This window comes from Campylobacter sp. RM16190 (assembly GCF_012978835.1).
Taxonomy (GTDB): Bacteria; Campylobacterota; Campylobacteria; order Campylobacterales; family Campylobacteraceae; genus Campylobacter_A.
On record NZ_LIWS01000010.1, the window covers coordinates 1 to 13,029 of the forward strand.

14 protein-coding genes are annotated in these 13,029 nt (G+C 31.8%); 5 read left to right on the forward strand and 9 right to left on the reverse strand.

Annotated features, from left to right (window positions below):
* Positions 1-50 precede the first annotated feature (50 nt).
* The 6 genes from CDOM16190_RS09040 to CDOM16190_RS09065 form a co-directional block, all read right to left on the reverse strand.
* Positions 51-347: a hypothetical protein gene (locus CDOM16190_RS09040; RefSeq protein ID WP_170020297.1), complete on the reverse strand. Its 297-nt coding sequence runs from the start codon at positions 345-347 to the stop codon at positions 51-53.
* Between the two features lie 416 nt (positions 348-763).
* Complete coding sequence (locus CDOM16190_RS09045; RefSeq protein ID WP_170020299.1) at positions 764-1,900, reverse strand: lipase family protein; 1,137 nt, start codon at positions 1,898-1,900, stop codon at positions 764-766.
* 3 nt (positions 1,901-1,903) lie between these two features.
* Entirely contained in the window at positions 1,904-2,536 is a 633-nt protein-coding gene (locus CDOM16190_RS09050; protein WP_170020301.1) for a hypothetical protein, read from the reverse strand.
* A gap of 101 nt (positions 2,537-2,637) precedes the next feature.
* A complete protein-coding gene (locus CDOM16190_RS09055; protein WP_170020303.1) occupies positions 2,638-3,270 on the reverse strand; it encodes a hypothetical protein in 633 nt (210 codons plus the stop codon).
* A gap of 1 nt (position 3,271) precedes the next feature.
* Complete coding sequence (locus tag CDOM16190_RS09060) at positions 3,272-4,054, reverse strand: lipase family protein (protein ID WP_170020305.1); 783 nt, start codon at positions 4,052-4,054, stop codon at positions 3,272-3,274.
* The gene (locus CDOM16190_RS09065; RefSeq protein WP_170020307.1) at positions 4,051-5,064 is read right to left on the reverse strand and encodes a hypothetical protein; all 1,014 of its coding nucleotides are present in this window, start codon (positions 5,062-5,064) and stop codon (positions 4,051-4,053) included. The genes CDOM16190_RS09060 and CDOM16190_RS09065 overlap by 4 nt, the downstream gene beginning before the upstream one ends.
* Before the next feature lie 939 nt (positions 5,065-6,003).
* Here CDOM16190_RS09065 and CDOM16190_RS09070 point away from each other — a divergent pair.
* Positions 6,004-6,261: a ribbon-helix-helix protein, CopG family gene (locus tag CDOM16190_RS09070; RefSeq protein ID WP_170020309.1), complete on the forward strand. Its 258-nt coding sequence runs from the start codon at positions 6,004-6,006 to the stop codon at positions 6,259-6,261.
* Positions 6,254-6,541, forward strand: a complete 288-nt coding sequence (locus tag CDOM16190_RS09075) for a type II toxin-antitoxin system YafQ family toxin (protein WP_169976062.1) — start codon at positions 6,254-6,256, stop codon at positions 6,539-6,541. Before CDOM16190_RS09070 ends, CDOM16190_RS09075 begins: the two co-directional genes overlap by 8 nt.
* Positions 6,542-6,548: 7 nt before the next feature.
* Here CDOM16190_RS09075 and CDOM16190_RS09080 read toward each other — a convergent pair whose 3' ends face one another.
* The 3 genes from CDOM16190_RS09080 to CDOM16190_RS09090 all read right to left on the reverse strand — a co-directional run bounded on the left by CDOM16190_RS09080 (position 6,549) and on the right by CDOM16190_RS09090 (position 9,131).
* Positions 6,549-6,806, reverse strand: coding sequence for a metallophosphoesterase family protein (locus CDOM16190_RS09080; protein WP_169976060.1), 258 nt, complete (start codon positions 6,804-6,806; stop codon positions 6,549-6,551).
* A 293-nt stretch (positions 6,807-7,099) separates the two neighbouring features.
* Positions 7,100-7,735, reverse strand: a complete 636-nt coding sequence (locus tag CDOM16190_RS09085; protein WP_170020359.1) for an ATP-binding protein — start codon at positions 7,733-7,735, stop codon at positions 7,100-7,102.
* Positions 7,725-9,131: an AAA family ATPase gene (locus tag CDOM16190_RS09090; protein ID WP_170020311.1), complete on the reverse strand. Its 1,407-nt coding sequence runs from the start codon at positions 9,129-9,131 to the stop codon at positions 7,725-7,727. The genes CDOM16190_RS09085 and CDOM16190_RS09090 overlap by 11 nt, the downstream gene beginning before the upstream one ends.
* A 319-nt stretch (positions 9,132-9,450) precedes the next feature.
* Between CDOM16190_RS09090 and CDOM16190_RS09095 the strand changes: the two genes are divergently transcribed.
* The 3 genes from CDOM16190_RS09095 to CDOM16190_RS09105 all read left to right on the forward strand — a co-directional run bounded on the left by CDOM16190_RS09095 (position 9,451) and on the right by CDOM16190_RS09105 (position 13,021).
* Positions 9,451-11,376: an McrB family protein gene (locus CDOM16190_RS09095; protein ID WP_249934161.1), complete on the forward strand. Its 1,926-nt coding sequence runs from the start codon at positions 9,451-9,453 to the stop codon at positions 11,374-11,376.
* Positions 11,373-12,575 carry an McrC family protein gene (locus tag CDOM16190_RS09100; protein WP_169976056.1) on the forward strand — a complete coding sequence of 401 codons (1,203 nt, stop codon included), beginning with the start codon at positions 11,373-11,375 and terminating at the stop codon, positions 12,573-12,575. The genes CDOM16190_RS09095 and CDOM16190_RS09100 overlap by 4 nt, the downstream gene beginning before the upstream one ends.
* 107 nt (positions 12,576-12,682) lie before the next feature.
* Positions 12,683-13,021, forward strand: a complete 339-nt coding sequence (locus CDOM16190_RS09105) for a hypothetical protein (RefSeq protein ID WP_169976054.1) — start codon at positions 12,683-12,685, stop codon at positions 13,019-13,021.
* The last annotated feature ends 8 nt before the right edge of the window (positions 13,022-13,029 follow it).

A 13,029-nucleotide genomic window follows, 5' to 3' on the forward strand; every position in this document is an offset into this window, starting at 1 on the left:
ACAAGGCCTAGTTTCTTTGGCTACTACATTTTTAATCACGATTCTATCTATTAAATTTTTATTTTATTTATATTTTCATACTCCCTCTTGCTTTCTTTATTCATAATATCCACATACTCTTTGTGCTCTTTTGAATTTCGCTTAATCTCTGAACTCTCTAGTTTTCTGTGAAGTTCTTCTCTGGAATTCCAGTATGTAGCGCCGGCTTCTCTATATTCATTTATAGCATTTATAAAATCTTTATACTCTTGCGATTGTTTATCAAACGAGAGTATCATTACATTACCATCAGGTAAATTTAAAGCCATAGTTTTTAAATGAATGCCATCTAGATAGTTATTGAACATATCTTTTATATATTTATCCGCAAATCCACCAAATACATTGTCCTCAAAGTATATACTCTAAGGATACTCTATTTTTTCTTTAATGAAAGGCTTTGGAGTAGTGTTACAATAGTAAAAGTCTAGTATGTTTGTTATGATAAGATTATGGGCAATAAGTAAGGAGATGACGCCTAAAATAATATATCCTTTTTTACCCATCTTAAAACACTTATATATAACCCAACCTATAATTATATAAAAAACAGTATAAATATGCCCATTTTACACTTCTTTAAAATATAAAATGGGCGCAATAGTCTTTTTAACATTTTCTTGCATATTTATCCTTTTTTTAAATTTTATAAAAACCAGACAAAAAATATTTTTGATAGGTCTTAAATTTAATATAAACTCATTTGATCAAATTTATATGAAATTTAAGAAGCCAGCTTGCAGTCTTGCACATATTCATCCGAGTATTCATCTTTATGTTTTTCAAGTTCAGTGTAAGCTTTAGAAGATACACCCGATACTATGAAAGGGTTTAAGTTTATTAGAGCGTATAAATTTTCAATAGAACTATTAGAATTTGGTATAGTTGAATCAGGATTAATTAGTTGGATATTAAAGTTGATATTATTAGTACTGTCTTCATATGCTTGACAAATATCTATTATGTCTGTTTTATTAATTGCTTTATTTATTATCTTATCTATCTTTTGCATTGTTTGTTCGGCTATGTTCGCAACTCCGCCTTTAAATATAGCATTTGATGATTTATGTAGTCCGCTTAGATAGTTTGTTACCATTTCTTCGCTAGCTCCGTTTTTTATCATGCTATCGTAAAAGTAGAGTATTTTAGTCATAGGGGTTATATAATGAGTCTCTCCAGAAACTTTTATGAGCTCACCAAATCTCTCACCAGCATATAGATTTGCTATAGGAGAAATGAAATCTTTAGCTCTGATATCTGTTATGGATGTACTCATAGGAGAATTCTGATAATTGTAGAAGGCTTGACCGATAGCATCGTCAATATAATGCTTAAAGTTAACTTGCTCGTTTCCTATCCAAAAGTATTTTCCTTCGGGATCCTTGTATACCTTTTTACTATTCAGTTCCTTTCCGCTAGGAGAGTTAAAAGTATAGCAATTATCAAACAAAGAAGGATACATCTTAGATGCTATTTGAGCTAGTGTTCCTCCAAGGGAGTGTCCAACTATTGTAACCTTACTATTTTCAGAGATTAAATCACTATTATTCTTAAGTCCATCAATAAATCTAATCATATCAGTAACTTGGCTTGTGGGAACAGATTTTGTGCCTAATTCCGCAACATCGGCAACTAAGACATCATAATAAAACTGCTCTAAAGAATTAGTTTCCGTTCCTCTTAAGGCTAAAATAATCTCATCCTCTTTTTGATATAAGGTAGCAGAAAAACCACTGGAATTTGCAGGACTGTTTTGTTTTACAGTATAACCGTTTTTAGTAGGATCATTAACTTCTATTGTTTCATAAGCTATATCCGCTAGCATCGCCATATCTTTATATATTGAAAACTTGCTACTCATTTTTTACTCCTTGATTAAAAATTTTTCTAATAATAATTTATTCGTATCTTTAGCCTCACAATACTTGCCATGGAATGTATGTGAAAGAGTTGACACTTTTATGTTTAAATTATCATAAGGCATAAAAACATTGTATGTTCTTGCAATAAGTTTTGTTTCATCGTAAGAATAAACATCTCTATCATGCACAAGCATAGTTGTGTTAGGGCATTTATCTCTATCCTTCTTACATTCCTCCACATTTTTTGTTATTTTAAATTTATATTTTTGATTTCTTATATCCTCAATAGAGTAGTTATTGTCCACTATCTCTATATAATACTCCTTATTTTTACACATCTTTTGAAATTTGTATAGATTTATCGCATTATGGTAGTACAAATATCCAATCAACGCTAAATTTATCAATACAAATATGATATGGATTTTTGGCTTTATTTTATAGATAAGAATAAGTGCCGGAAGCATTGTAAAAACCATAGCAGCTTCTAGCCACCATACGAATAGAAATATTGGGATAATGATTAATATTTTGAGAGCAACGTGTACTCTCAGATTTAAAAAACAATAAAAGAAAAAAGCCCAAAGAAAGCTATAAAATGTCAGTAGAATAAAAACTTCCATTATAATATCCATTTTAATCCTTTACAAGAAGCTCTGTATATCACTTGTTTTATTATTATTGTAAGATACGCAAGCCAACTGTGCATAAATCTTGTAACTACTAAAATAGTTGCTCATTTGCTATCCTTTTCAATCAATTTATTTTTCAATATCTGTTTTAACTCGTAATTATATTCTAGTAATCCGGTTTTAGTATATCCACAAAATAGCCCGCCTTCCGTACCTGATATTTCTTTTTGGATGCCTGATAAAATAAATGAATTTGGACAATAAATATTGTAAATTTTAGCCACTATCTTGGTTTTGTTCGTATCACTGTAAATATTTATATTGTTTAGTTTTTGAGTAAATTTAGGACTATCTCGCATGTTTGAAAAACTTACACACATATTGTCTAAATCGTCTAAAGTAAAGTTATTGTCTATTATGATTATTTCATAATCTTTTTCTATATTACATTTGTATTCATAAACGATGCGGTTTTTAACATCGATAAAGCTGACGGCAGAAAGCAATACCGCCAGTACAAAAGCAACTCTTTTGTCGAATTTTATTTGTTTTTTTTGAAAAATGCTTAGAAACAACGGCGTTAAAAATATGGAAAATAAAGTAGAAACACCTGATATGGCTAGACACGCTAGCATCAATACAAATTTTAGTATTTTATTTAAATTCGACAAATAAATTTGATTTACTACTACCGCCCAAGCAAAAGAAATTATAAGTATTAAAATAAACGCTAGCATTTTATGCAACTCTCCATATACTGTCGTTTGAATTCGTTCCTGAGACCTCTATTCTCTCTCCGAATCTTTCTTTCCACCATAAATTAGCTATCATGCTAAGAACATCTTTTGCTCTTACGTCTGTTACTGAAGTAGTCATTGAAGTGTTTTGATAGTTATGGAAGGCTTCGCCTATCTTATCTTCAACATAATGTTTAAAATTTATCTGCTCGTTTCCTAGCCAATAATACTTACCGTCACTATCCTTATAAATTTTATGATAGTTTAAGTTGTTTCCGCTAGGAGAGTTAAAAGTATAGCAATTATCAAACAAAGAAGGATACATCTTAGATGCTATTTGAGCTAGTGTTCCGCCAAGAGAGTGTCCAACTATTGTGATGTGGTCGTTAAAAGATATTTTAGGGGGAGTAATCACTTCATCTCCATTTTTTTCACCATATACAAGTTCATTAATAAAATTCATCATATCCCTAGTCTGAGAACTAGGCATATCGTTTAATGCCAAATTACCGTCTGCAACGATGGTGTCTTTGAATGCTTCTAAAGGATCATTAAAAATATTGGCTTCCGTTCCTCTTACGGATAAGATATATTCACCGGTGCTTTTATCTTTAAATAGAGTGGCTTGAAATCCGCTACTACTATTTGCGGGAGAATCTTTAACTGTTTCAAATCTTTTATCAAACGCACCTATCTGTGCGCCAGTGGCATCTTTGGTTTTAAATTCTTTATACCCCGCCCAAGCTAGCTCAGCATAAGTCTTTAACACTTCAAACTTTCTCATCTCTTATCCTTTTTAAAGAATTCTGTTATTAGTTTAGTATTGCAATACATCAAACTTTTTTCCATAGCTCTATCGCATTTGGTAACTCGTCCTCTTGATTGACTACCTAAAGCGCTTATAAGACTCTCTCCTAATATTCCTTGATATCTAAAATCTCCATATATATTATCCGCCAATATCTTGCCTGTGTTTCTATCTTTTATAATTCCTCCATAGTTAAATTCTATCCCGAGTAAATTATCAAATACAGTTGTTATATTAGGTTTAAGTTCCATCGGTCGACTATGAGGATCTTGGGTTAAAATCTCAATAGGAGCTATCTCATCTTCTGAAATTTCTTTACGGGCTATACATTTATCTTTGTAGATCTCTTTGAGGTTTTTCATTGTTTCAGATATATAACTAAATACTCTTCGCGGAGCATAATCATCTGTATCATTTCTATCTTGTATCAGTAGTTTTATCTCTTCAAATATTTGCTTCTCACTTTTTTGGTTTGAATGTAGTTCGTTAAAAAATACATTTACCTCTTGATATGTTACTTTTTCATCTTGAAAAAATTCAATAAGATCTATGTTTGCAGACATATGACAGTTTTTTGATGTATTGTTATCAAGATAAAATCTGAAATACTTACCGTTATAAGCCTCATTATCGCTTTTAACTTTATAATCTATATAGTCTAAACTACCATTCATTAGCATTTTAAAGGCTATATCTTCGGTTGCATTATAGCCTGTATGTTGATTTAAAACAGGAAAGCCTTGAGTAGTAGTTCTTTCTCCTGAATAATAAGCATTTATACTAGGCTTTTCATAGATATTTATCTTAGCATATACATATCCGTAAGCATGAAATATAGCCGAGACTATCATACCGTCTCCAAAGAATACTAAAAACCATATAAGAAGCGCTCTTAGCTTACGTATACCTTTGGGTCTGATTATAGCCATAAAGAAAGTTACGATAAGAAGTATTAGGATTATAAAAAAAGGAGTTGCTTCATGCATATTAGTCCTTTAAAAAGTTATATGCAAAATTAAATTAAACATAAAAAGCTTTTTTATAATAGTAATATTTTATTACTGACAACTTTAATGGAGTCTTAAAGTATCTAACTTAGTCTTATGACAAACAGAGATAAACTCAAGATACATTGATAGTCATATATAGTGATAAATTATAACTGACTTTATAAGTCATCGTTTGGATTAGAACCAGCAACTAAAAAGTAAACAATAGTTTTATTTAAACCATAGATATCAATACAACTGTTTTATAATAGATTTAATATAAAAGTGTGTCGCTAAGAGTATAAAGCGTAGCGACACAAATTCGACACACTTTTTTTCGGAATAGAATAGAATTGATAAGAAATTTAAGGAAAAAATAAGAAAAATTTAAGGAAAAATAGATCAAAAATCAAAGAAAAATAGTTGATTCTAAGCTCGTATTCAAGGCTTTTTAAGAACTTTTTGGGAAGAAAAAGAATAAAACGGAAAAATAAAGAAAAAAATGGAACTGAAAGGAAATGGCTCCGGATGCTGGAAGCGAACGGAATTTGACTAAATACCGAACTTTAGGCACTTTAAGCTTACTAAAAAATCGTTAGTGTCTCACTTTTGTCTCACTTTTATCGGAATAAAATGACATAAAATTTGAAATCTTTAGAAATAAAATGGAAAAAATCGGAAAAGTTTTTGTTAAATTTCACAAATTTTTCAATTGGTTTTCAAAAGGTAAAATTACAAAAATAGGTTAAATCCCTAAGTTTAGGGATTTAAATGATATAAAAAAAATGATAGGTTTTTTATCTTTAATGAAATGCCGTATTTTATGGCTTTATAATTAGTTAAATTATTTTATTTTTATGCAAAAATAAAAGGATAATTGATTTTTATCTTTTATTTTGTTATACTTGTATTACAAATACAAAAAAAGGAAGCAAGATGTTACACTCGGTTAGACTTGATAAAGATTTATCGGCTAGAATTTCTTTATTATGCAATAAAACAAAACGCTCAAAATCTTACTATATAAAAGAAGCATTGAGATATTATTTGGATAATTATGATGAGGACAAATATGAATTAAACGAAGAAACTATAAAGGCGATAAGAGAGAGTCAGGAAATTATAAATAATCCATCAAAATATAAAGGGTATCGAGATATTGATAAAATGATGATGGATATTTTAAATGACTAAATATGAGGTTAAATATACTAGCTCTTTTAAAAACGACATTAAAAAATTTAAAAAAGATGAGGATGCTTTAAACGAGATAACAGATGTAATTAAAAAGATAGCAAATGATGAGATTTTAGATAAAAAATATAAAGATCACAACTTAAAAGGTGAATATAAAGAGTATAGAGAATGTCACATAAGACCTAATTTGCTTTTAGTTTATAAAAAAATTGAAGATACTTTAATCTTGTCTTGTGTTAGAGTTGGATCTCATAATAAAATATTTAAAATCTACTAAGTCTTTCTCACTTTCTTTCTACTTCTAATAATTCTACACCGTTTAGTCTCTCTGAAATAGATATTGTCTTTTCAATATCCCTATAAAAAGAGAAATCATCTAAATTATAAACTTCATCGTTTACACTTACCGTATCATTCCAAAAGCCAATCAGTCTATTATCTATCTCATCCACCGATCTAAAACTCCTAAAGCAAGGGCAGAAATTTAATACGCTCTTATGCCCGAAATGTAGATCGGATGTAAAAAATATATTACTATTCATCCAATATCCTTTTAAATATAAATACTAATTGCTTTGTGGAAGTTTTGTTTGTGGAATATAAAGGTAGAGATGATTCTACATCTAAAAATTTGAAGGTGTACTTAAATTTCTACTATTTTTGCTTCATAATTTGTAGTTTCGGACATTCTTTTAGTTTTATATCCGTATGAATTCACTACTACTCTTACCTTTTCATCGCATACCCTACACTCTTTAGATATATGGTGTTGAAATGTTCATAAAGAGATATTTTGTCGTGTATACCCAACAAAATACCTAGTTAAGGATAATCACTAAAACCCTATCTTAGCGTTTTTATCTTCATTCTTGAGAGCAACTTCTTGCTCTAGTCTCTCATAAAAATCATCTCCGTTTTTAATAGGTCTAAATTTAGCTTGTCTTCTCACGCTAGCAAAATCTCCCGGAGCTAGTGAGTCTAAATTTGAAACTTTTTTAGCTATATTTTCGTCAAACTTAACTTTTAGCAAGGCACACTCTTTTTTAAATAAATTTAGAGCTTGATTTGGCAACAGATACCCAAACTCTAGCTTTAGATCAAATCTTCTAAGGCTTGCTTTATCGAGGTTGTCTATTAAATTCGTAGTTGCGATAAATATCCCATCAAAGCTCTCCATCTGCACTAGCATCTCATTTACCTGAGTTATCTCCCAGCTTCTCGCAGCCATACTTCTATCTTGTAAAAAGCTATCTACTTCGTCGAATACAAGCACTGCTTTTTTGCTCTTGGCTTCTTTAAAAGCCTCTGCTATATTTTGCTCGGTTCCTCCGACCCACATAGATAAAAGATCGCTTCCTTTTTTGATGATTATAGACCTTCTTAGGCTTTTAGCGATAAATTTAGCATAGGCGCTCTTGCCGGTGCCGGGTACTCCGTAGAGGCAAATCCTAGCGCTTTTGCTATCTTTTATGCCCCCTCATTAGTTCATTTAGATCGCAGTCTGAGTTTATGAAATTTGGGTCATAACTGCTAGGAAGATCATCGCTTGACTTTTCTTTTTTCTTGTCTTTTTCTATCTCTCCATATCCTTGCGCTTTTAAAGTGTTGCTTATCACTCGCTCAAAGGCTTTGTTTTTATCTCTCGCGTTTAAATTTGAAACGACTAAACTCGCATTGCTAACGATAGCTGGAGCTATAAATTTATTCTTTGCTAGCTTATTTATTAGCCTATTATCTATCAAATTGGCACTATACTCTTTGATGATTTTTGCTCTCATGTTTTGATTCGGTACTCCTAGCTCTATAACTAGATTAAAGCGTCTAACTACGGCTTCATCCATACTGTAAATATCATTGGTTATCCAGATAGTCGGAACCTCGTTTGTTTCTAAGGTCCTATTTATAAAGGCTTTACCGTATTGTCTTTTCTCGTCGTTTCTTGTGTTAAACACGTCTTCAGCTTCGTCATACATCAGCAAATTTGATCCGGCGGATAATACGTTTTGCGCAAGACAATAAGATCTTATCCTTTGGGTCTCATTTGCATATCCACTTTCGTCTGCATAAGCAACTTCATAGAGTTTTAAATTTAGCTCATTAGCTATTACTTTACTCAGCTCTGTTTTGCCCGTCCCTACTGAACCGTAGAGGAGCACGTTTACTCCTTTTTGCTTTTTACGAATAGCGTTTTTTAGAAAAGAGACTAAAATTTGCGTATCCTCTTTTACGTGAGTATAGTTTTTAAGCTTCAAATTTGTTTGACTACACGGTTTGATTGCGCTCGCAAATATTTCGTCTATACTTTCGCATTTGACGAATAAAGCGCCCATAAATTCGTTATTTATGATGTCGATTTTGGATCTTAGTTTGCATGCGTAAAAAGCATCTATTTTTATCAATGAAGTCTTGGTGAAAATTCCGTCTTTTCTAAAAGCATTTTGAACGTCGCTAAAATTTAAATTTAATATCTGCGATAAGGCTTTTACGGCTTGTCTATTGTTTATATCTCCTATTAGATCGCAAGCATCCGAGACGATCTCGTAGTTAAACACAATAGCGACGAATCTGAGAATAGTCTTTTCGGCGTCGTTTAGACCTAAATTTGACTGAAGTAAATTTAGATTATGCTCGAGATCTTTTAGTTCGCATGAGATTTTAGTTTTTTCAAGGACGTCAAGCCTATTTTTAAGAGCTTCGATGTCCTGCTTTGTAGGCTCGCTTGAATGCACGCCTAGAAACTCGAGGACATTATCGTATCTGCATCTTAAAAACTCCCTTTCTCCGCCTGTGCGAAAAATCGCACGAAGTATCCAAAGCATCGCAAGGTCATATATCTCGTTATCTACATAAAAGCTTTCGTTTCTCATACCTGGCTCCTTGTTTGTTTTTTGTTTGAAGGTATTTTACTAGGTTAAAAGGACAAAAAATTGTCCAACTAGGTATATTTATAAGATTAGTGCGCCTATAATGCCATTTAACAAAATTACGTGGGTAATACACGATTTAGAAGGCCAAAAGCTTCAATATTTTGTAATTATAAACTAGTAAAAATGAAACTGTTTGTAAATAATATAGTATCTTGAATGAGTTAAATAAAATACTTCTTTAATAATATTTAAAAGATAGCGGCGTATAATAAGCCGTAGGTAGAGATATATTTTAAAAAATAGTAAACAAGGAGCAAAAATGTCATCATTGCAAGAATGTTTAAAGCTAAGAGATGAGTTTCAACAAAGATGGACTTTACAAGCTGTAAAAAATATGACCATAGAACAATACACAGGAATCGGCAACAAGGATACTTTTACATACTGGCTTGAAAGCAAAACAGAAAATCTTATAAGTATATGGGGTGGGTCGGCTTATAAATTTGGAATTTTCAAAAGAGCCCAAAATGATGACAAAAAGGAACTCAGAAGCGGTCAAACAGGCGATGGTGAGTACGGCTGGTATTTAAAATATGGAAACACTAGAAATGAAGCGTTTGAAAAAATAAAAAGCCTCATTTTACAAATTATAAATCACGCACAAAACAAAGAATTTGAGAATATTGACAGCATTGATCTAGGCGATGCCGTAAAATGGAAAATAGCTTTTTTATATGCGCCAGATAAAACCCTTTTACGTATTGTTTCACGAGATGCCTTTAAGTATCTCGCTCAGAAAAATAATATAGAATCAAACAGGATATCACAAATTCAAAAAGAACTAATTAAAAAGAAGCCAGACAATATTGACTTTTACGATTATTCGTCCTCGCTATGGAATGAATACGCAAAAGAAAACGATTCAAAACAGTCCGCATTAGAAGAAGAGAAAGAAAATGAGCCGGCCAATGATAACAAAACAGCAACTTATCCCTTAAATCAAATTTTATACGGCCCTCCAGGAACCGGAAAGACATACACCACAGTAGTAAAAGCCATAGAGATACTAGAAGAAAGAAAAGTCGATAGAAGCGAAAACAGAGATGACCTAAAAAAGAAATTTGATGAATATATACAAGGCGGACAAATAAAATTTGTAACATTTCATCAAAGCTATGGATATGAAGAATTTGTTGAGGGCATAAAACCTGTCTTTAACCAAGATGAAGGATTAGAATACAAAATAACAAATGGAGTTTTTAAAGATATTTCCAAGAATGCAATTTTTAATATAGGAGATGTGATAGAAGGATATACGATCTCTTATGTTGGAAGCGAGCTCATAAAACTAAAGAAAAAAAATATACAAGGAGAAATTCCTGTCCCAATTTATTTAGTAGAAGAATTAGCGAGATTATTAAAAAAAGGATCTATTACAATAGAAGATATTAAAAATAAAAACGCGGCAGAAAAAAATCCAGAAATACTCGAAAAATATATAGTAAATGGCTATACAAATTTGTTCACATATTTAGTTGAATATTATATGGAAAAATCAAACAGAAAATCAGAAAAGCGAGTATTAATCATCGACGAAATCAATCGCGGAAATATATCTAAAATTTTCGGCGAGCTTATAACGCTCATAGAGCCATCAAAAAGACTCGGTGCAGATGACGAGATAATAGTGGAGCTACCATACTCAAAAGAGAAATTTGGAGTGCCGTCAAATTTATATATAGTCGGCACGATGAATACGGCAGATCGCAGCATAGCCCTTATGGATACAGCACTTAGAAGAAGGTTTGAGTTTGTGGAGATGATGCCAGAATACAATAATCTAAAAGAAGTTGCCGGCATAGATATTGGGCAAATGCTAAAAACGATAAATGAACGCATAGAGTATCTTTACGACAGGGATCACATGATAGGGCATGCTTATTTTATAAATGCGTCAGACATGGAAACGCTTGCAAATGTCTTTAAAAACAAAATTTTACCACTACTACAAGAGTATTTTTACGACGACTGGGAGAAAATAAGGCTAGTTCTAGGAGATAATCAGAAAAACGAAGACTTTCAGTTTGTTAAAGTCAAGAAAAATATGGTTGCAAAAGAATTATTTGTATCAAAGATCGACGATGTAGACGATAAAGTCTTATACGAGATAAACAACCAAGAAACTTTCAACAACCCTCAAAGCTATATAAAAATTTACAAACAAAACAAAACGCAAGAGCAATGATCAAATACTTAATAGAGTTTGAAAAATTTCGCCCGGAAGACGACCAAAACCTATTTAAAGCTGTAGATGCCTTTACTAGAGAAAATTTTGCCGCAGTAGAGTTTTTAAAGCCCGGTAGAGACAAAAGGGGCGATTTTTTACAAGCTCAAAACTACGTCGGTATCATCCAGACAAAAAGCGGCGATAGCCTTGAGATACTTCCTAAGATCCACGACAACGATAATAGTAGCAATGAAGAGGCGGTAGAAAATTCTAAAAAGATTTTACTAACGATGCTAAAGACTTTAAAAAGTCATCCGTTTAAAAATATAAACATAGCAAATTTAAAAAGCCTAAATTTGCCGCTTCTTGAAATTTTTATATCAATGTTCCTCGACGAAGTATCAAAACTCATAAAAATAGGCATAAAAAGCGACTATGTAGAGCTAGAAGATAATCTAAAATTTTTAAAAGGAAAGCTTAAAATATCGGAGCAAATACGTAAAAATATCGTCCATAAAGAGAGATTTTACGTTTGCTATCAAGAGTTTTTCACAGATAGGGCCGAAAATCGTCTTATAAAAAGCACGCTCGAGTTTTTATACAAGCGCTCAAAATCAAGCAGAAATCAACGGCTTATTAGAGAATATTTATTTGCTTTTGACGAAATTTCATCTAGCTCCGATATAAACGCGGACTTTAGCCGCTTAAAACTCAATCGCCAAACAAAACACTATGAACAAGCGCTTTTATGGAGCAAGATATTTTTACAAAAGAAGTCGTTTAGTCCGTATAGAGGTAGCGATGTGGCTTTTGCCCTGCTTTTTGATATGAATAGACTTTTTGAAAGCTATGTCGGAAATTTTATAAAGAAAAAGCTTCCGAATGCTAAATTACAGCATTCACAAAAGCATCTTATAGAAAAACCAAAAGACTTTATGCTAAAACTGGATATATTTTTAAAGAATCAAAAACGAAATTATATAGCTGATACAAAGTGGAAAATAGTAAAATCAGAAAAAGATATATCTCAAGCCGACCTATACCAGCTATACGCTTACGGCAAAAAATACGAGTGCAACAAGCTATATCTCATCTATCCAAGGACAAGCAGTGTCGATCAAAAGGCTATGAAATTTAGATATGAAAACGATATGCAGCTTAATGTTTTATATTTTGATTTAGAAAAAGACAAGCTTACCAGATATTTATTAGCTTAACATTATCCATACGACCTAGATTCTAGTTTTTCCTCTTTTAGGTATTGAATTTGTGCACTTAAATTTACTATTACTTAGTCGTATATTTTAAAACACGAAAGAGCAATATGACAGAAGAAGAGATGTGGCAGGAGTATGACAAGTATTCTTTTTTAATAAGGGCAAAATCTAGTGATGATTTTGTGTGGAATGCCATTTTCACTAAATACAGCTGCACGGATATGGCAAAGGATTTTTATAGGCAAGCCGTAAAGGCGCTAAATAATACTTATGACGTAATAGATGAAGTAAAATTTATATTGCAGAATCTAGATCAAGATTTTGGCTTTGATACTAAGTTTGTGCAAGAGATACGGCAGATGATACTAAACGTAGAGATGACGCCGTACGAATATCAAGAAGTATCTAAAATACTAAAGAGCAACTCCATTAATCCAACTTGGTAGCCTATCTC

Excerpts from the sequence above, each read along its gene's own strand:
- CDOM16190_RS09040 (WP_170020297.1), bottom strand. The coding sequence starts at position 347 with ATGTTCAATAACTATCTAGATGGCATTCATTTAAAAACTATGGCTTTA.
- CDOM16190_RS09045 (WP_170020299.1), bottom strand. The coding sequence starts at position 1,900 with ATGAGTAGCAAGTTTTCAATATATAAAGATATGGCGATGCTAGCGGAT.
- CDOM16190_RS09050 (WP_170020301.1), bottom strand. The coding sequence starts at position 2,536 with ATGGATATTATAATGGAAGTTTTTATTCTACTGACATTTTATAGCTTT.
- CDOM16190_RS09055 (WP_170020303.1), bottom strand. The coding sequence starts at position 3,270 with ATGCTAGCGTTTATTTTAATACTTATAATTTCTTTTGCTTGGGCGGTA.
- CDOM16190_RS09060 (WP_170020305.1), bottom strand. The coding sequence starts at position 4,054 with ATGAGAAAGTTTGAAGTGTTAAAGACTTATGCTGAGCTAGCTTGGGCG.
- CDOM16190_RS09065 (WP_170020307.1), bottom strand. The coding sequence starts at position 5,064 with ATGCATGAAGCAACTCCTTTTTTTATAATCCTAATACTTCTTATCGTA.
- CDOM16190_RS09070 (WP_170020309.1), top strand. The coding sequence starts at position 6,004 with ATGTTACACTCGGTTAGACTTGATAAAGATTTATCGGCTAGAATTTCT.
- CDOM16190_RS09075 (WP_169976062.1), top strand. The coding sequence starts at position 6,254 with ATGACTAAATATGAGGTTAAATATACTAGCTCTTTTAAAAACGACATT.
- CDOM16190_RS09080 (WP_169976060.1), bottom strand. The coding sequence starts at position 6,806 with ATGAATAGTAATATATTTTTTACATCCGATCTACATTTCGGGCATAAG.
- CDOM16190_RS09090 (WP_170020311.1), bottom strand. The coding sequence starts at position 9,131 with ATGAGAAACGAAAGCTTTTATGTAGATAACGAGATATATGACCTTGCG.
- CDOM16190_RS09095 (WP_249934161.1), top strand. The coding sequence starts at position 9,451 with ATGTCATCATTGCAAGAATGTTTAAAGCTAAGAGATGAGTTTCAACAA.
- CDOM16190_RS09100 (WP_169976056.1), top strand. The coding sequence starts at position 11,373 with ATGATCAAATACTTAATAGAGTTTGAAAAATTTCGCCCGGAAGACGAC.
- CDOM16190_RS09105 (WP_169976054.1), top strand. The coding sequence starts at position 12,683 with ATGACAGAAGAAGAGATGTGGCAGGAGTATGACAAGTATTCTTTTTTA.